The sequence below is a fragment of the Burkholderia sp. BCC0398 genome, assembly GCF_902833245.1.
GTDB classification, from domain to species: domain Bacteria; phylum Pseudomonadota; class Gammaproteobacteria; order Burkholderiales; family Burkholderiaceae; genus Burkholderia; species Burkholderia sola.
Map to the genome: position 1 here is coordinate 118,422 of NZ_CADFEM010000005.1, position 16,916 is coordinate 135,337.

General features: G+C 69.1%; 15 protein-coding genes and 1 pseudogene. 10 read left to right on the plus strand and 6 right to left on the minus strand.

Features of this window, described 5'->3' with window-relative positions; translation table 11 throughout:
* Window positions 1-26: 26 nt before the first annotated feature.
* The 3 genes and pseudogenes from HWX76_RS12385 to HWX76_RS12395 form a co-directional block, all read right to left on the minus strand.
* On the minus strand, window positions 27-2,462 hold the full coding sequence (locus HWX76_RS12385) for a PEP-utilizing enzyme (RefSeq protein WP_176015861.1): 2,436 nt from the start codon (window positions 2,460-2,462) through the stop codon (window positions 27-29).
* 122 nt (window positions 2,463-2,584) lie between these two features.
* A pseudogene (locus HWX76_RS12390) lies at window positions 2,585-2,836 on the minus strand (helix-turn-helix transcriptional regulator); the annotation flags it as partial.
* Window positions 2,837-2,847: 11 nt separating this feature from the next.
* Window positions 2,848-3,705, minus strand: a complete 858-nt coding sequence (locus HWX76_RS12395; RefSeq protein WP_089490193.1) for an FCD domain-containing protein — start codon at window positions 3,703-3,705, stop codon at window positions 2,848-2,850.
* Window positions 3,706-3,933: 228 nt separating this feature from the next.
* Between HWX76_RS12395 and HWX76_RS12400 the strand changes: the two genes are divergently transcribed.
* The 8 genes from HWX76_RS12400 to HWX76_RS12435 all read left to right on the plus strand — a co-directional run bounded on the left by HWX76_RS12400 (window position 3,934) and on the right by HWX76_RS12435 (window position 12,711).
* On the plus strand, window positions 3,934-5,142 hold the full coding sequence (locus HWX76_RS12400) for an ABC transporter substrate-binding protein (RefSeq protein ID WP_050013637.1): 1,209 nt from the start codon (window positions 3,934-3,936) through the stop codon (window positions 5,140-5,142).
* A gap of 70 nt (window positions 5,143-5,212) precedes the next feature.
* The gene (locus HWX76_RS12405) at window positions 5,213-6,073 is read left to right on the plus strand and encodes a branched-chain amino acid ABC transporter permease (RefSeq protein WP_050013636.1); all 861 of its coding nucleotides are present in this window, start codon (window positions 5,213-5,215) and stop codon (window positions 6,071-6,073) included.
* Window positions 6,070-7,113, plus strand: a complete 1,044-nt coding sequence (locus HWX76_RS12410; protein WP_050013635.1) for a branched-chain amino acid ABC transporter permease — start codon at window positions 6,070-6,072, stop codon at window positions 7,111-7,113. Before HWX76_RS12405 ends, HWX76_RS12410 begins: the two co-directional genes overlap by 4 nt.
* Complete coding sequence (locus HWX76_RS12415; protein WP_050013634.1) at window positions 7,110-7,877, plus strand: ABC transporter ATP-binding protein; 768 nt, start codon at window positions 7,110-7,112, stop codon at window positions 7,875-7,877. The genes HWX76_RS12410 and HWX76_RS12415 overlap by 4 nt, the downstream gene beginning before the upstream one ends.
* A complete protein-coding gene (locus HWX76_RS12420; protein ID WP_050013633.1) occupies window positions 7,874-8,575 on the plus strand; it encodes an ABC transporter ATP-binding protein in 702 nt (233 codons plus the stop codon). Before HWX76_RS12415 ends, HWX76_RS12420 begins: the two co-directional genes overlap by 4 nt.
* Before the next feature lie 32 nt (window positions 8,576-8,607).
* Window positions 8,608-9,897, plus strand: a complete 1,290-nt coding sequence (locus HWX76_RS12425; RefSeq protein WP_050013657.1) for a Zn-dependent hydrolase — start codon at window positions 8,608-8,610, stop codon at window positions 9,895-9,897.
* Window positions 9,894-11,396, plus strand: coding sequence for a M81 family metallopeptidase (locus HWX76_RS12430; RefSeq protein ID WP_124630043.1), 1,503 nt, complete (start codon window positions 9,894-9,896; stop codon window positions 11,394-11,396). The genes HWX76_RS12425 and HWX76_RS12430 overlap by 4 nt, the downstream gene beginning before the upstream one ends.
* Window positions 11,397-11,523: 127 nt before the next feature.
* On the plus strand, window positions 11,524-12,711 hold the full coding sequence (locus tag HWX76_RS12435; RefSeq protein ID WP_050013631.1) for a beta-propeller fold lactonase family protein: 1,188 nt from the start codon (window positions 11,524-11,526) through the stop codon (window positions 12,709-12,711).
* A 240-nt stretch (window positions 12,712-12,951) separates the two neighbouring features.
* On the opposite strand, the gene HWX76_RS12440 is transcribed toward HWX76_RS12435, so the two are convergent.
* Together HWX76_RS12440 and HWX76_RS36670 are read right to left on the minus strand one after the other, a co-directional pair.
* Window positions 12,952-13,221 carry a hypothetical protein gene (locus tag HWX76_RS12440; protein WP_176015849.1) on the minus strand — a complete coding sequence of 90 codons (270 nt, stop codon included), beginning with the start codon at window positions 13,219-13,221 and terminating at the stop codon, window positions 12,952-12,954.
* Between the two features lie 120 nt (window positions 13,222-13,341).
* Window positions 13,342-13,656, minus strand: a complete 315-nt coding sequence (locus tag HWX76_RS36670) for a hypothetical protein (RefSeq protein WP_235356207.1) — start codon at window positions 13,654-13,656, stop codon at window positions 13,342-13,344.
* Between HWX76_RS36670 and HWX76_RS12445 the strand changes: the two genes are divergently transcribed.
* Window positions 13,550-13,984, plus strand: a complete 435-nt coding sequence (locus HWX76_RS12445; RefSeq protein ID WP_235356206.1) for a hypothetical protein — start codon at window positions 13,550-13,552, stop codon at window positions 13,982-13,984. The genes HWX76_RS36670 and HWX76_RS12445 overlap by 107 nt on opposite strands.
* Window positions 13,985-14,054: 70 nt before the next feature.
* Window positions 14,055-14,867, plus strand: a complete 813-nt coding sequence (locus HWX76_RS12450) for an alpha/beta hydrolase (protein ID WP_089490129.1) — start codon at window positions 14,055-14,057, stop codon at window positions 14,865-14,867.
* 55 nt (window positions 14,868-14,922) lie between these two features.
* Here HWX76_RS12450 and HWX76_RS12455 read toward each other — a convergent pair whose 3' ends face one another.
* Window positions 14,923-16,911: a DUF4034 domain-containing protein gene (locus tag HWX76_RS12455; protein WP_244137967.1), complete on the minus strand. Its 1,989-nt coding sequence runs from the start codon at window positions 16,909-16,911 to the stop codon at window positions 14,923-14,925.
* Window positions 16,912-16,916: the final 5 nt, after the last annotated feature.

Below are 16,916 nucleotides of genomic sequence, written 5' to 3' on the forward strand. Positions count from 1 at the left end.
GCCGGATCGCCACGCCGGCGCGCGTCCTATTCGACGAGCGTCAGCCGGCCGTCGCTGAGCCGCACTTCGCGCCCCACCCACGCCGCGTCGACGCGCGGCAGCACGGCCGACGGCTTGCGCAGTTCGCGCAGCAGCGTCGCGCCGTGCGACAGCCGGCCGCCCATGCGCGCGATCACCGCCCGGGCGGCCTGGTACCGCGCGTGCCGGCCCGGGTCGAGCGTGTCTTCGAGCAGGATGTCGCGGCCGAGCACGCCCTGCGTGTCACCCGGATAGATCATGAAGCCGGCTGCCTCGTCGGTGCCTTCGCTGCCGTCCTGCCAGAAGCTGCCGTTGCGATCGCGGCGCTCGGGGTGCGGTGCGAACCACGTGTCGCGGTCGGCGGCCGGCATCGCGTGATGCAGGCGGAAGAACACGCGCATCAGATTGTCGCGATACCACTCGCGCACCTGCAGATACCAGCCGCGCATGCCGGGCGCGCCGAGCGCGTGCAGTACGCGGACCGGCAGCGGCCAGTCGGGAAACGGCTGCAGCGGCAGGTCGGCGGCCGGTGGCCGCGCGGTGCCGGGATCGGTTTCCCATGGCAGGCGGTGCGGGCTGTCGTCGAGCTGGCCATACGCGGTCGGCGGACGCCCCCACAGGGCGCCGCCGCTGCTCGCCAGCGATGACGCGATGCACAGGTTGCCCTGCACGACGAACACGTAGAAGCGCGTGAACCAGTCGGCCAGTTGCTGGCCGTCGGCGCGCCGTTCGACGAGCGTCGCCAGTTCCCGGTCGAAGCGTTCCAGGCCGCGCGCGAGCGTCGGCAGGTGCCCGCGCGCGACGCGCAGCATCCGCCAGAACACCGGCAGCGCACGCAGCAGGCGCAGCGCTCGCCAGCGCAGCGGCGGCGTCGCACCGCCGATCTCGCCGCTGTAGTGGGCGGCCGACACGCCCCAGTCCGAGAGACGCGCGAGGAACAGGTCGTTGTTGATGTACGACGCGCCGCCGTAGAGCGCGGTGAACGGTTCGTTGTCGCGCAGCACGCGTGCGTCCCAGCGCGCCATGATCGCCGGGATGCTGCCGGCCGCCCGCCGTTGCGCATATTCGACGAGCCGGCTCGGCTGCGGCGGCAGGATCTCCGCGATGTTCGCGGCGGTCAGGTGACGATGCCAGCCGTAGGTGCTGATCGGACGGTACTGCAGCAGCCACAGCTGCGCACCGTCCCACGCCCATTCGACGTCGCCCGGCACGTAGTGGAACGCGCGCAGCACCCGTTGCAGGAACGCCCACAGCTGCTGCGCGGTCAGGCCGTGCGCGGTCGCGAACGTGCCGCGCTGCCACGGCTCGCCGAGCCGCGACAGAATCGCGCGCTGCGGGCTGGCCTGCCCGTCGGCGAGCGTTTCGAGGTGACCTTCGACCCATTCGACTTCGATCGCGAGATGGCGCACGAACGCGATGCCCGACAGCACGGGCGTGATGAAGCGCTGCACGACGGCTTCCTCGAGGCCGCCGTCGAGCAGTTCGGCCACGCGCGCGGCCGCTTGCGATGCCGGTACGCGCAGGAACGTCGTGTGCAGGCCGGCGTTCGCCGCATCGGCCTGGTCTTCGCCATGGCTCGACGACCGGATCGCCCACTCGGCGTCCGGCTGGCTCGCGAGAAAGCCGGGCAGGCGCGGATCGTCGGCAGCGGTCAGCGACAGCGCGGGCGGCACCGGCAGCCCGGCCATCGCGGCCAGCGCGAGGCGCCCGCCTTTGGTATGCGCGACGAAGCCCGTGTCGTCTCCTTCGAGCCACTGCGCGAACGCCGCCGGCGCATCGATCCACGGATAGTGTCCCCAGCCGGGCTGCAGCGTGACGGTCAGGTCGGCGCGCGCGAGGACCGCCGACCACGCGGCGGCCTGCCCGACGCCGAGCACCGCATCCTGGCCGCCCCACACGAGTTCGATGCGATCGGTGACCCACTCGAGCAGCGGCAGCGCGGTATCGGCGCGCACGAGATCCCAGTGCGGCACGAACGCGCGGCAACGGGCATAGCCGGCGCCCATGCGGCGATACTGCGCGGACGTCCAGGTCCGGTTCGAGAACTTGCGGGCGAACAGCGCCGGGTAGTGCGCGAGCAGCCAGTGGATGGTCTTGCGCAGCGGCTTCGGCGCCATCAGTTTCGGCAGGCGCCGCTCCCACAGGAACGCGCCGACCGGGGCGAGCAGCACGCTGCGGCCGAAGTGGCCGGGGCGCCGCTGCAACGCGTGCAGGACCACCAGCGCATTCACGCCGACCGCCATGATCGCGTGCCCGGGTTCGGTCGCGTCCAGCAGCGCCTGCGCATAGGCGGCGAGATCCTCGCACGGCGGCGCGGGATGATCGCCGAAGCCCGGCAGTTCGAGCGGCACGGGGCGATAGCGCCGGAAGTGGGGCAGCGCGTCGTCCCACCAGTCGGCTGCGCTGCCGTTGCCGGCGAGGAGGTACAGGATCGGTTGGCTCATGAAGGCTTCGTCGGTCGACGATCGTCGCGATTGCCGCGGTTGTCGTTGGTATTGCCCGGTGCGAGTGGAATGGAAGCGTGGCCCCGCTCGGATGGATGGTGGGGCATTCTACGCGAGTCGATTTACGTCAATTTGCCGTTTGTTTGGGTCTCGCGCGGCGTCTTGCCGGTCCAGCGCCGGTACGCATGACGGAAGCTGCGCGGCTCGCTGTCGCCGAGCCGCTCCGCGATCTCGGCGACCGTCAGCGCGTGATCGTCGAGCAACCGCACGGCGTCGTCGCGACGCATGTCGTCGAGCAGCGACTGGAACGTGATGCCGTCCTTGTCGAGCCGACGGCGCAGCGTGCGTTCGGTCGGGTGCAGCGCATCGGCGAGTGTGCCGCGGATCAGCGTTCTTCCGGATCCGTTGCGGCCGCATCGAGTGCCGCAACGGAACCGGCGGCCGCGCGCCTGCGGATCTCGGAATCGAGGATCAACCGTCCGCGCAGCTTGCCTTTCATCCGCTTCACGTGCTTGGGCGCCTCGGTCATGTGCTCGACCATCAGCGCCCGGACGCGCTCGGCATCGCGCTCGCGCGCGGCCTGCAGGATCGCCTTGTGGATCGACACGTTCGCTTCGCCGAAGCGCTTGTGCTCGACGAGCGGCGTGTCGTTCCGGAACTCGATCAACTGCCGGATCATCTCGTTGATCAGTTCGCAGCTGAAGCGCAGGAACGGATTCGGATTCGCGGCCGCGAGGATGTCGTGGAACGTCGTGTCTTCCTGCCGCTGACGCAGCATGTGGCCGCGATCGTGCACGCTCGACGCGCCGTCGCAGCACGCGATGTTCGCCTCCAGCGCCGCGAAGTCGCGCTCGCTTAGATGCGGCACGGCGCCGGCGGCCAGCTCGGGTTCGAGCAGCTTGCGCACCGTATAGATGTCGTCGATCGTCACGTCCTTGAAGAACAGATAGTTCTGCAGCAGCTGAAGCGTGCGGTCGAGCGGCACCTCGACGACCATCCCGCCGCCCGACGGCCCCGTCGTGACCTTGATGAGCCCCTGCACCTCGAGCGACTTCAGCGCCTCGCGGATCGTGCTCTTGCTCACCGCGTAGAGCTGCTGCAGCTCGGCCTCGCGCGGCAGGCGGTCACCCGGCTTCAGGTCCTTCTCGGTGATCAGCCGCTTGATCTCCTCGGCGACCAGATCGGCCCGCTTCGGCTGCTTGATTTCGACCGCGAGGCCCGCCCTGGCTCGGTCCATGACCATCTTCACGACTCCTTTGTGTGACTGCGCGCCGCGTCATCGTCGACGACCGGTGCCGGCGCGGGTACGGAATTTTGCCTGATTGACACCAATTTTGATCAACTCTAGCATCAGGTTCATTCTATTTATCATGATAAATAGGATCAACCGGCGGCGCGCATCCAGGAGTGGCGTGGGCACGGTTTGGCAGTCGGTCGTATCGCGTGTGTCCCCGTTCATGAGGAGCTCAACTTGAATCGCCGAGAACTGTTGAAACTGGCCGCGCTGTCGGCCGTGCCGGGCGCGCTCGGCAGCATGTCGTCCCGGGTCGCGTTCGCGCAGGGCTCGCCCATCCAGCTTGCCTGCCCGGTGCCGATGTCCGGCCCGTTCGCCGCCAACGGCAAGTACGCCGATCTCGGCATGCAGCTCGTCGTCAAGCAATACGGCAAGGTGCTCGGCGCGCCGCTCGCCTATACGGCGCTCGACACCGAGGGCAAGCCGGCGACCGCCGTGCGGCGCGTGCAGGAAATCGCGCAGCAGAAGGGCGTGCGCTTCTTCGCGGGCGGCATCCTGTCGTCCGAATCGCTGGCGATGGGCAAGGAAGTCCAGAAGGCGGACGGCGTGTTCATCACGACGGCCGGTGCGGACGAGATCACCGGCAAGGATTGCAACGCGGCGACGTTCCGCTGGTCGGTGCCGACGTTCGGCGCGATCGAGCAGACGGTGCGCCCGTTGATCCAGATGCTGCCGAAGGCGAAGCGCTGGTACACGATCACGCCGCAATACGTGTTCGGCGACGGCCTGCTGTCGGCCGCGAAGGCGGTCTTCAAGGAGAAGGGCATCGAGCACGTCGGCAACAGCTACCACTCGCTCGCCGAGAAGGAGTTCAGCGGCTACCTGACGAACGCGGCGGCCGCGCAGCCGGACGTGCTGCTGATCCTGAACTTCGGCTCGCAATCGTCGGACACGCTGCGCCAGGCCGTCAGCTTCGGGATGAAGCGCAACTGCACGATCCTGCTCGCATGGGCATCGGGCCTCGAGCAGTTCGAGGCGCTCGGGCCGGACATCTGCGACGGCGTGTATTTCGGCGCGCAGTACTGGCACGGCATCGATTCGCCGCTGAACCGCGATCTCGTGAAGCGCGCGAACGCCGCGTTCAAGGCGAACCCGAACTACAGCCTCGCGGGTTCGTACATCTGCTCGAAGATCCTGATCGACGCGATGGTAAAGGCCGGCAGCGCCGATCCGAAGAAGGTCGTCGCGGCGATGGAAGGGATGAAGTACGACGGCCTCACGGGCCCGGAGGAAATCCGCAAGGGCGACCACCAGGTGCTGAAGAACTACTACCTGCTGAAGGGCAAGCCGAAGGGCCGGATGAAGAATGCGGACGACTATGCCGACATCGTCAGCGCCGGCCAGTCGTTCCTGCCGCTCGACAAGACGGGCTGCAAGCTCGCGTGACGCCGTGCATGCGTTCGCGGCGCATCGCGCGCCGCGGGCGTCCGTTACCTTTCTTTCCGACACGGAAGCCATGAACGTCTATCTGCTGCAGATCGTCAACGGCATCGGCGTGGGCATGCTGTATTTCCTGCTCGCGGTCGGCCTGTCGATCGTGTTCGGCCTGCTGCGCTTCGTGAATTTCGCTCACGGCGCGTTCTACCTGCTCGGGGCGTACCTCTGCTACCAGGCGCTGCAATGGTCGGCGAATTTCTGGGTCGCGCTCGCGCTCGTGCCGCTCGTCGTCGGCGCGTTCGCGTGGATCGTCGAGAAGCTGGTGCTGCGCCACGTGTACGCGCAGCAGCATGAATTCCACATCCTCGCGACGGTCGGGCTCGCGCTCGTGCTGCAGGAGTGCGCGATCCTCGCGTGGGGGCCGCTCGGCGACAACGTGCCGCCGCCCGACGCGCTGAACGGCGTCGTGATCTGGGGCGGCTTCGTCTACCCGAAGTACCGGCTGTTCGTGATCGCGTTCACGGCCGTCCTCGCCGCGTTGCTGTGGTGGGTGCTCGAAGGCACGCGGCTCGGCAGTACGGTGCGTGCGGGCAGCGAGTCGACGGAGATGGTGTCGCTGCTCGGCATCAACGTGACCCGCGTGTTCAGCCTCGTGTTCGCGCTCGGCGCGGCGACGGCCGCGCTGGCCGGCGTACTCGCCGCCCCGATCCGCGGCGTCGATCCGTTCATGGGCATCGAGGCGCTCGGCGTCGCGTTCGTCGTGGTCGTCGTCGGCGGGATGGGGAATTTTCTCGGCGCGCTCGTCGGCGGGCTGCTGGTCGGCATCGTGCAGAGCCTGATGAGCACGCTGTGGCCGGAAGGCGCGCGGCTGATGATCTACGTCGCGATGGCGGCCGTGCTGCTGCTGCGTCCGAACGGTTTGCTGGGGAGGGCTGCATGATCGATTCGTCGAAACCGCTGCCGCCGGGCGCGGCGGCGTCGCAACGCCCGCAGCCGTGGCGCGGCGTGTTGCAGCGGCCGGAAGGCTGGCTCGCGGTGGTGGCCGCGTGCGTGTTGCCGCTTGTGCTGAGCTCGGGCTCGCTCGCGACCGAAGTGCTGGTGTTCGCGCTCGCCGCGCTCGGCTGCAACCTGCTGCTCGGCTACACGGGGCTGTTGTCGTTCGGGCAGGGCATCTTCTTCGGGCTCGGCAGCTACGCGGCGGGGCTCGTGCTGACGCGCGGCGTCGCGTCCGTGACGGCCGCGCTGGTCGCGGCCGCGGTGCTCGGTGCCGTCGCGGCCGCACTCGTCGGCTGGTTCTCGATCCGGCAGCGCGGCACGTATTTCGTGATGCTGACGCTTGCGTTCGGGCAGCTGTTCTATTTCCTCGCGTATACGACGCCGAACGTGACGGGCGGCGACAACGGGCTGCTCGACATCCCGCGCCCGGCGCTCGCCGCATTCGGGCAACCGCTCGTGTCGCTCGCTTCGCCGTGGCGCTACTACGGCTTCGTCGCGGTGCTGTTCGTCGCGGTGTTCTGGCTGCTGCTGCGCGTATCGCGCTCGGTGTTCGGCCGCACGCTGCTCGCGATTCGCGACAACGAAGCGCGCGCGGCGGCGGCCGGCTACGACGTGAAGCGCTTCAAGCTCGCGGCGTTCGTGATCTCGGGCGCGGTCACGGGCCTGGCCGGGGCGCTGCACGCGCTGATGACGGGCATCGCGCCGCTGTCGAACATCGACTACCACACGAGCGAGATGATCCTCGTGATGACGGTGATCGGCGGCACGGGCAACCTGTTCGCGTCGGTGCTCGGCGCGGCGTTCTACGTGCTGTTCGCGGACTGGCTGTCGACGCTGTGGCCGCGCTGGTTGCTGCTGCTCGGCCTCGTCTTGATCGCGGTCAGCCTGTTCATGCAGCGTGGGTTGTGGGGGCTGGGCGAACGCATCGTGGCGTCGCTGCGGCGTAGCGATCGCGCGGCGGCCACGGTCAAGGAGCGGCAATGAGCGAAGCGATTCTCGAAGCGCGCGGCATCGTCAAGCGCTACGGCAAGTTCACCGCGCTGGGCGGCGTCGATCTGCGCATCATGCCGCGCACCGTGCATTCGGTGATCGGCCCGAACGGCGCGGGCAAGACGACGCTGTTCCATACGCTGACCGGCACGCTGCCGATCACGTCGGGCTCGATCCTGTTCGACGGTCACGACGTGTCGCACGAACCCGATCACAAGCGCGTGCGGCGCGGCATCGCACGCTCGTTCCAGGTCACGAGCCTGTTTCCGAACCTGAGCGTGCGCGAGAATCTGCGCGTCGCCGCGCAGGGCGTCGAATCGCGGCGGGCGTTGAATCCGTGGACGCCGCCGCGCGGTGCGCTCGCGCATGACGGCATCGTCGACGACGTCCTCGAGCGGCTCGGCCTGCAGCGCTTCGCCGATACCGCGGCCGGCGTGCTGTCGCACGGCCAGCAGCGCCGGCTCGAGGTCGGCATGGCGCTGGCGGCGCGGCCGCGCGCGATCTTTCTCGACGAGCCGACGTCGGGCATGGGCATCGACGATCTCGACGACATGAAGACGCTGATCCGCGGCCTGCGCGACGACTACACGGTCGTGCTGATCGAACACAACATGGGCATCGTGATGGACATCTCGGACACGATCACGGTGATGCAGCAGGGGCGCGTGCTGGTCGAAGGCAAACCCGAAGCGATCCGCGGCGACGAGCGCGTGCGCAGCGCGTATCTCGGCAACATGATCACCGGAGGCCGCGCATGATGCTCGACGTGAAAGAGGTTCATGCCTGCTACGGCAAGAGCCACGTGCTGCAGGGCATTTCGCTGAACGTGAACGAAGGCGAGACAGTGACGCTGCTCGGCCGCAACGGCGCGGGCAAGTCGACGACGCTCAAGACGATCGCGGGCGTCGTCGCGCCGACCGGCGGCACGGTGACGTTCGCGGGCCGACCGGTGTCCGGGCAGCCCGCGCACCGGATCGCCGCGCGCGGCCTGTGCTTCGTGCCCGAGCATCGCGGGATCTTCCGGCTGCTGTCGGTCGAGGAAAACCTGCGGCTCGGCGCGCGTCGCGATTCGCCGTGGCAGCTCGACGATATCTACCGGATCTTTCCGCGCCTGAAGGAGCGCCGTCGCAACGGCGGCGCGCAGTTGTCGGGCGGCGAGCAGCAGATGCTCGCGATCGGTCGCGCGCTGATGAATCATCCGCGGCTGCTGATGCTCGACGAGCCGGTCGAGGGGCTTGCGCCGGTGATCGTCGAGGAAATCGTCGAGCAACTGAAGCGGATCAAGGCGGCCGGCGTCGCGATCCTGCTCGTCGAACAGAACCTCGAAGTGTGCACGCAGCTCGCCGATCGCCACTTCGTGATCGAGCAGGGCGTGATCGTCTACGAAGGCAGCAACGCGGCGTTCGCGGCCGATCACGACGTGAAGGACCGCTACCTGGGCGTCGGCGTCGCATGAGCCGTGCCCTTTCAATGCGAGGAATGGCAACGATGCAAGTACAGGATTCGACTCCGGGCGTCGCGGCGTCCGGCTTGCGCGTCGACGGCGCGCGGCTGTGGGACAGCCTGATGCGGCTCGCGCGGATCGGCGCGACCGACAAGGGCGGCGTGTGCCGTCTCGCGCTCACCGAACTCGATCGCGACGCGCGCGACCTGTTCGTCGCGTGGGCGCAGGACATCGGTTGCACGGTGCGCGTCGATGCGATCGGCAATATCTTTGCGCGGCGCGCCGGCGAACGGGACGACCTGCCGCCCGTGGCGACGGGCAGCCATATCGACACGCAACCGACGGGCGGCAAGTTCGACGGCAACTACGGCGTGCTGGCCGGCCTCGAGGTGCTGCGCACGCTCGACGACGCCGGGGTGCGCACGCGCGCGCCGCTCGAGGTGGCGGTCTGGACCAACGAGGAAGGGTCGCGCTTCGTCCCGGTGATGATGGGTTCCGGCGTGTTCGCGGGCGCGTTCACGCTCGACCATGCGCTCGCGCAATGCGATCGCGACGGCGTGTCGGTGCGCGACGCGCTGGCCGCGATCGGCTACGCGGGCAGTGCGGACGACGGGCACGGCGCGCATCCGGTCGGCGCGTATTTCGAAGCGCATATCGAGCAGGGGCCGGTGCTGGAAGCGCACGACACGACGATCGGCGTGGTCGAGGGCGCGCTCGGACAGCGCTGGTACGACGTGACCGTCCACGGGATGGAGGCACATGCGGGCCCGACGCCGATGGAACTGCGGCGCGACGCGCTGCTGGTCGCGGCCGATCTCGTGCGCAAGGTGAACGAGATCGCGCGTGCGCATCCGCCGCATGGACGCGGCACGGTGGGCTGGGTCGACGTGCACCCGAATTCGCGCAACGTGATTCCCGGCCGCGTGACGCTGACCGTCGACCTGCGCGCGGCCGACGACGCGATGCTGGCGGCGATGGATGCGGAGCTGCGTGCGGCATGCGCGGACCTGGGCGCGGCGGCCGGGATGCGGATCGACATCGAGCCGGTCGTGTACTTTCCGCCGCAGCCGTTCGATCCGGCGCTGGTCGAGCAGGTCCGTGCCGGCGCGCGTGCACTTGGGCTGTCGTCGATGAACGTGATCAGCGGTGCGGGCCACGACGCGGTGTATCTCGCGCGCGTCGCGCCGACCGCGATGATCTTCGTGCCGTGCAAGGACGGCATCAGCCACAACGAGATCGAGGACGCCGATCCGGTGCATCTGGAAGCCGGCTGCAACGTGCTGCTGCACGCGATGCTGGGCGCGGCCGGGATCGCGGAGGGCGCCGCGCAATGAAGATCCTGATTGCCCGGATGAACCACGAGACCAACACGTTCTCGCCGGTGCCGACGCCGCTCGCCGCGTTCGGCCGCCACGGCCCCGACTGGGGCGACGACGCGTATCGCGCGAATCACGGAATGCGTACCGCGATGGCCGCGTTCATCGATGCGGCCGAGCGCGAAGGCGCGGACATCGTGACGCCCGTGTCGGCGGCCGCGAACCCGAGCGGGCCCGTCGCGGCCGACGCGTATGCGGCGATCTGCGACGCGATCGTTGCCGCCGCGCCCGGCTGCGATGCGGTGATGCTCGACCTGCACGGCGCGATGGTCGCCGAGCAGAGCGCGGACGGCGAGGGCGACCTGCTCGCGCGCGTGCGCGCGGCGCTGCCCGATGCGCCGATCGCGGTCGCGCTCGACCTGCACGCGAACGTCACGCAGAAGCTGATCGACAACGCAGACGTGATCGTCAGTTTCAAGACCTATCCGCACGTCGACATGGTCGAGACCGGCGAGCATGCGGCGCGCGTGTTGCTCGACCGGATTCACGGCCGCGCGCGGCCCGTGCTCGCATGGCGGCAGCCGCCGCTGATGACGTCGACGCTGCGCAGCGCGAGCGCCGAAGGCGCGATGCGGCGCGCGGTGGAGGCCGCGCGCGCGGCCGAGGCGGACGGCATGCTCGCGGTGTCGATCCTGCCCGGCTTCTCGCTCGCGGATATCCCCGCGCCGTGCATCAGCGTGGTCGTGGTGGCCGACGGCGACCGCGCCGCGGCTGACGCAGTGGCCGAGCGCATCGCACGGCAGATCTGGGACGCGCGCGACGCGTTCGTCTATCGCAGCGCGCCGCTCGCCGAATCGGTCGCGCGGGCCGCGGCGCTCGCCGACGGCGCGGACCGCCCGGTGCTGATGCTCGATCACGGCGACAACTGCATGTCGGGCGGCCCGTGCGACACGATGGATCTGCTCGAAGCCGCGCTCGCGCACGGGCTCGACGGAATCGTCAGCGGGCCGTTGTGCGACCCGGAAGCGGTCGCGGCGCTGATCGACGCGGGCGTCGGCGCGACCGTCACGGTGCCGGTCGGCAACCGGTTGCCGTCGCACGGCGGCGTGCGGCGCGAACCGTTTCGCGCGACGGGCATCGTGCGCGCGATCACCGACGGCGAATACGTGATTACCGGGCCGACGTATACCGGGCAGCGTGCGTACATGGGACGCGCGGCCGTGCTCGATATCGGCACGGCCACGCTCGTCGTCACCGAGCGCACGCAGGAGCCGTGGGATCTCGGCGTGTTCGAGAGCGTCGGCGTCGATCCGCGCCGCGCGCGCTTCCTGCTGCTGAAGTCGCGGATGTATTGCCGGCCGGTGTTCGTGCCGATTTCGTCCGCGCTGGTCGAATGCGACAGCCGCGGCGTGACGAGCTCGGACTACGGGTTGTTTCGCTACGAGCAGCTCGCGCGGCCGGTGTATCCGCTCGACGACATCGTCGAGTGGTCGGCGGGCACGCGACGCACGGATTGACGGAACCGAACCGGGTGCGAGACGCCGGGCGCGCGCGCTTTCGGGCATCATGCGATGGCGCCGGCCCGTCGGGCAGCAGGGCCGGGCAATCCATTGCGTCCGCAACCGATCCGGAGAACCGACCGCCATGCATTCGAATTCCTTCCGCCTGCGCAGCGCGCGCCTGCTCGCCGCGCTGACCCTCGCCACGACGGCCGTTGCCGTGCACGCCGCCGACTGGATCGTGTCCGGCAACGACGGCAAGTATCAACGCGTCGAGGGTCGCGACACCTATCTGCCTGCCCCGCCCGCCGACACGCTGACGCTGCTCGACGCCAGCACGTTCCCGCCGAAGGTTGCTTTGCAGGTCGACGTCGAGAACGGCATCCAGGGGCCGCCGCAGGCCGTCGCGATCACGCCCGACGCGAAGCTCGCGCTGGTCGGCGCGCCGACGCGCTACGACACGGCCGCGAAGCAGCTCGTGTTCGACACGTTCCTGCAGGTCGTGAATCTCGACAGCGCGCCGCCCGCGATCACGCGCGTCGAGCTCGGCACGCATCCGCAAGGGATCGCGATCGACCGCGCGGGCCGGCTCGCGATCGTCGCCAACGTCGACGGCAGCGTATCGATCCTGCGCATCGACGGCACGCAGGTGACGCTCGACGGCAACCTGAAAATCGGCAAGAAGCGGCTGGCCGGGATCAGCTTCACGCACGACGGCAAGCACGCGCTCGTGTCGCTGCGCGACGAGCAGGGCATCGCGGTGCTGAACGTCGACGACGGCAAGGTGACCGACAGCGGCACGCGGCTGAGTACAGGCGTCGCGCCTTACACGATCGACGTGTCGAGCGACAACCGCTGGGCCGTCGTCAGCAACGTCGGGCTCGCCGGGCTGCCGGGCTATACCGGCACGCTCGCGGGCGACGCCGATTCGGTCGCGCTGATCGACGTGTCGCGCGTGCCGTTCCGCACGGTTCAGTATTTGACGGTGCCGTCGCTGCCGGAAGGCGTCGCGATTTCGCCGAACGGGAAGTGGATCGCCGTGCAGGCAATGGACGGCTCGAACCTGACGGCCGACAACCCGGGCCGCCACAAGATCGGCAAGGTGCTGCTGTTCGAGATCCGCGACGGGCAGGCCGTGAAGGTGAGCGAGGTGCCGGGAGGCGAAGCCGCGCAGGGCATCGCGTTTACCGCCGACAGCCGGCACGTGATCGTGCAGTTCAACGTCGAACGGCAGCTTGCGCTGTATGCGGTCGATGGCGGCAAGCTGCGCGATACGGGCAAGCGGATCGCGCTGACGGGCGGGCCGTCTTCGTTGAGGACGTTGCCGCGCTGACGGGCTTGGCGGGACTGGTCGGCGGCTTGCGGATCAGCTGCGAGATGGCGGAAAACATCATCGCGCGGCTCGACGAAGCGTTGTCAGCCGCGCACGCCGGCGGCGCGGATCACGCGGAACGATGCGGGCCGTTCGGTCGTGAGCGGCATGCGCCCCTTCAAGGGTTGAAGGGGCACGCGAGCCGGCGACGCGCACGCGGGGATGCGCGCGGTACGGCCGCACGGGGTCGCACGACCGCGGTTACGGACGCAGCAGATCGAACCCGCCGAATACCACGACACCGCTGAGCGCGATCATTGCGACGGAGTGCTGGCCGAAGTAAAGAATCGCGGCGGCGAGCCACGTCGTGATGCAGAAGGCGCCGATGCGGGCCATCGTGTGTTCCTCGAATGCGTAATGAAGTGAATGCGTGCCGCACGGCGTTCGCCGCTCGGCGGTGAGCGCCGTGCGGTACGCGTGCAAGCAGACGGAAAAGGCGACTCGGGGAAGCTGCGAGGGCGTCGTCGGCATACGTTGTATGCCGTGCCTCGAAAGTCCGGGAGTCGGAGCCGGCGGCATCGCGCGGTCGGGCCTGAACGAGGCGTCCGACGTGCGCATCCGGCCGGCGAAGCGGCGATTTTACCAGTGCCGTCATGCTGCCAATCTGGCCCTTTCGCGATCAATTGCGATCATCAACGGACAATCCACCCGACCCCGATATTCAAGTTTCGTGTGATGAATGCCGTAAACGGACTGGAAGGCGATTTCCGCCCCTGTGACTTCGTTTACCGACACACGGACCGACACGATGCAGATCGATTTCTCCACGACCACGCGATCGCCGCTCGTTGACAGCGGCGTGGCCGCGAACCCGCCGGCCGCGACGTCGTCCACCGGCGGCGCGACGGATGCCGCGAGCACGACGGGCACAACTGGCCCAACGGGCGCCACCGCCGTGACTGGCACGTCGAGCACTCCCGGCACGAAGGATTCGACCGGCGCCGCCGGCGCAACGCCCGGCGCCGCCGGCGCATCGTCGGAGGACCCGGCGGTCGCCCAGCTGAAGGCGCTGATCGAGCGGCTGCAGAAGCAGCTCGCGACCTTGGAGCGGCAGATGGCCGCCGCGGCCCAGCGCGCCAAGGACGACCCGGCCGCGGCCGTCGAGCAGCAGTCGCTGAACGCGGAAGCCAGCGCGATTTCGGCCGCGCTCGCGACGGCGATCTCGCAACTCGCCGCGGCGCTGGAAAAATCCGGCGGGTCGCAGTCGGGCGGGCTGGTGTCGACGCAGGCCTGAGCGGCCGCGGCGGCGTCGGCCGCACGCATTACAATCGTCAGTTCGTCTCCCTCTCAAGGACGGCTGAACGATGAACGCGGAACTCGACGACGACGAACTCGTTCGTTTCGACGCGCACGGCGGCACGCCGCTGCCGGCAGCCGATGCCGAAGGATGGCTCGACCACGACGGCGCGCGCATCTGGCACGCGTCGTTCGGCCAGGGGCCGGCGGTCGTGCTGCTGCACGGCGGCCTCGGTCATGGCGGCAACTGGGGCAACCAGGTGCCGGCGCTGCTCGCGGCCGGCTACCGCGCGATCGTGATCGACAGCCGCGGTCACGGCCGCAGCACGCGCGACGACCGCCCCTATTCGTACGAACGCATGGCATCGGACGTGCTTGCCGTCCTCGATGCGCTGCACGTCGACCGTGCACGCTTCGTCGGCTGGAGCGACGGCGCATGCATCGCGCTCGTGCTGGCTGCCCGCGCACCGGAACGCGCGGCCGGCGTGTTGTTCTTCGCGTGCAACATGGATCCGGGCGGCACGAAGGAGATGGCGCCGAGTCCGCTGATCGACCGCTGTTTCGCGCGGCATCGGAAGGACTATGCGCGACTGTCCGCGACACCGGACCAGTTCGACGCGTTCGTCGCGGCCGTCAGCGAAATGATGCGCACGCAACCGAATTACACCGCGCAGGATCTCGCGGCGATCGCCGTGCCGGTTGCGATCGTGCAGGGCGAGCACGACGAATTCATCCGGCCCGAGCATGCGGCGTACCTCGCGCGGACGATCCCGGGCGCGACGCTGACGATCCTGCCCGACGTGAGCCATTTCGCGCCGCTGCAGCGGCCCGCGCGGTTCAACGCGGCGATGCTGGCGTTTCTCGACCGGCTGCCACGGTGATACGCGGGCAGGACGCACGGCCCGCGGACGAGCGGCGGCGTGCGTCGGCCCGCGTTCAGACCATCGCGTTGTCGGCGCCGGGAATCTCGTGCGCCTTGATCTGCTTGCGCTGCAGCTTGTAGCGCAGCTTCCCGAGCATGCCGTCCTCGTGGCTGACACGCGTGATGGTGCGCACGTACTCGTCGTCCGGCGCGATGGCCTGCGCCCCCATGATCCAGCGCACGCTCTCGCGATAGTCGTACAGCGACTTGTCGTTGACGTCGGCAAGGAAGAACGACAGTGCGGCCATTGCGGCCGGGTGGCCGCCTTCGGCATGCCGGCGCAGTTCGTCGACGTAGCGATGGCGCGACGGATAGTCGTCGATGTCGCCGATGAACATCAGCATGCACTCGAGGCCGTCGGTATGCCCCATCTCGTGCGCCTTGCGCGCGGCCTCGACGGCCTCGACCTGCATGCGCGCGCGTTCGGCCCGGTCCGTGCTGGTCTGCCCGATGTGGTAGTACGTGTAGCCGAGCCGATACGCGGCCATGTTGCCGCCGGCTTCCATCGACTCGCGGAAGTAGTGGGCGGCGCGGTACGGGTCGGCCTCGACATGCGTGCCGTCCTTGTAGAAGCAACCGAGCAGGTAATCGCACGAATCGCCGCCTGCCTCGTAGCCAAGCTTGCAGACGGCGACGGCATCGGCAGGGCGCCGGTTTTCGTACTCCAGCGCGGTGGCGACCTGGTTCCATGCGAGCGAGCCGGGCTCGTTCACGCGTGCCGCTTCGAGCCATGCATCGCCGCGCGCGTCGTCCTGGGCGAAACCGAACGTGCCGGTACGATGTCCGTAGCCGCGCAGGATCATTGCCGCCGTGCACGCGCGAGCGTCCGATGCACGTTCGATCGCGCGGGTCAGCCAGTCGCCATGCGGATCGAGACTGAGCGCCAGTCGCACGCCGATCGCCATCTTCTGGTCGTTGTCGATCGGCTGGTCGCGTTCCGCTTCCTGCAGGCGGGCGTACGCTTTTTCGTAGTCCTCGCGCATGTAATGGCTGTGCGCGAGCCAGCTCAGCGTTTCCCAACGGTGATACGGATGCAGCGCCGCCTGCGCACGCGCGAGCGTCGCGGTGATCGCGTGGCGCGCATCGTCGTCGTCGTCATTCGCGTCCAGCGTATTGCCGGCGTAGTCGTCGCGCCAGATTTCGTGCAGCAGCCGGTCCTTCTCGACCGCATCGAGGTGCGCGCACGCGTCGGACGCGACGAACGCGCGGATGTGATCGTGCGAGCCGCCCCAGCGCGGCTGCATGTACCAGATGAACGTGCGCATCGGGAAGAACAGCTTCGGGTGGATGTGCAGCGTCGCTTCCATCCAGTACCACTTCTCCTTGCGCAGCTTCTTGCCCTGGACCGGGCCGGGCAGCGCGTCCGGAAATTCCGGCGGGCAGGCGACCGGCACGTCGGGGTTCAGTCCCGAACGCGCGAACATGCGTTGCAGTTCGGTGCGCGTGGCTGCGTCGTCGGCGCCGGCGTTCAACTGCAGTTCGGTGACGGGCCAGCGGCGCTCGCGCACGAGCTGCGCGAGCCACTCGGGTTCGCCGAACGACGACACGCTCGTGAAGATCACCATCGGCGCGCTCCACAACGTCGGCGCGAGCACCAGCGCGCGCAGCGCGGCGACGAGCGTCAGCGTCGCGCACGCATGCGCGCCGATCCAGCCGGCTTCGGTCACCGTTTCGGCCCAGCCGCTGCCGCGGTATTCGTAGGCCCAGTGGTGCCAGTAATGCGCTTCGCACAGCCACGCGTGCGCGGAGCGCGGGTTCGCGGCCTGCCATGCGCGCAGGCGCGCGAGGCCGTCGGCGCCGGCGTCGATACACGGCTGCACGTCGGCCGGCAGCGCGTCGACGTACCGCGCCTCGGCGGTGCGATCGGCGAAGCTGGCGGCGAGTGCGGCATCGAGTTGCGCGTCGAGCGCGGCATAGTCGCCGGCGCGCAGCAGCGCGTCGACGTCGCAAATGGACCAGCGGGACGTCGCGGGCGGAATCAGGTCGGCGCAAGCGGAGGACATGTCGG

Excerpts from the sequence above, each read along its gene's own strand:
- HWX76_RS12435 (WP_050013631.1), top strand. The coding sequence starts at position 11,524 with ATGCATTCGAATTCCTTCCGCCTGCGCAGCGCGCGCCTGCTCGCCGCG.
- HWX76_RS12405 (WP_050013636.1), top strand. The coding sequence starts at position 5,213 with ATGAACGTCTATCTGCTGCAGATCGTCAACGGCATCGGCGTGGGCATG.
- HWX76_RS12450 (WP_089490129.1), top strand. The coding sequence starts at position 14,055 with ATGAACGCGGAACTCGACGACGACGAACTCGTTCGTTTCGACGCGCAC.
- HWX76_RS12415 (WP_050013634.1), top strand. The coding sequence starts at position 7,110 with ATGAGCGAAGCGATTCTCGAAGCGCGCGGCATCGTCAAGCGCTACGGC.
- HWX76_RS12395 (WP_089490193.1), bottom strand. The coding sequence starts at position 3,705 with ATGGTCATGGACCGAGCCAGGGCGGGCCTCGCGGTCGAAATCAAGCAG.
- HWX76_RS12430 (WP_124630043.1), top strand. The coding sequence starts at position 9,894 with ATGAAGATCCTGATTGCCCGGATGAACCACGAGACCAACACGTTCTCG.
- HWX76_RS12455 (WP_244137967.1), bottom strand. The coding sequence starts at position 16,911 with ATGTCCTCCGCTTGCGCCGACCTGATTCCGCCCGCGACGTCCCGCTGG.
- HWX76_RS12440 (WP_176015849.1), bottom strand. The coding sequence starts at position 13,221 with ATGCCGACGACGCCCTCGCAGCTTCCCCGAGTCGCCTTTTCCGTCTGC.
- HWX76_RS12385 (WP_176015861.1), bottom strand. The coding sequence starts at position 2,462 with ATGAGCCAACCGATCCTGTACCTCCTCGCCGGCAACGGCAGCGCAGCC.
- HWX76_RS12425 (WP_050013657.1), top strand. The coding sequence starts at position 8,608 with ATGCAAGTACAGGATTCGACTCCGGGCGTCGCGGCGTCCGGCTTGCGC.
- HWX76_RS12420 (WP_050013633.1), top strand. The coding sequence starts at position 7,874 with ATGATGCTCGACGTGAAAGAGGTTCATGCCTGCTACGGCAAGAGCCAC.
- HWX76_RS12410 (WP_050013635.1), top strand. The coding sequence starts at position 6,070 with ATGATCGATTCGTCGAAACCGCTGCCGCCGGGCGCGGCGGCGTCGCAA.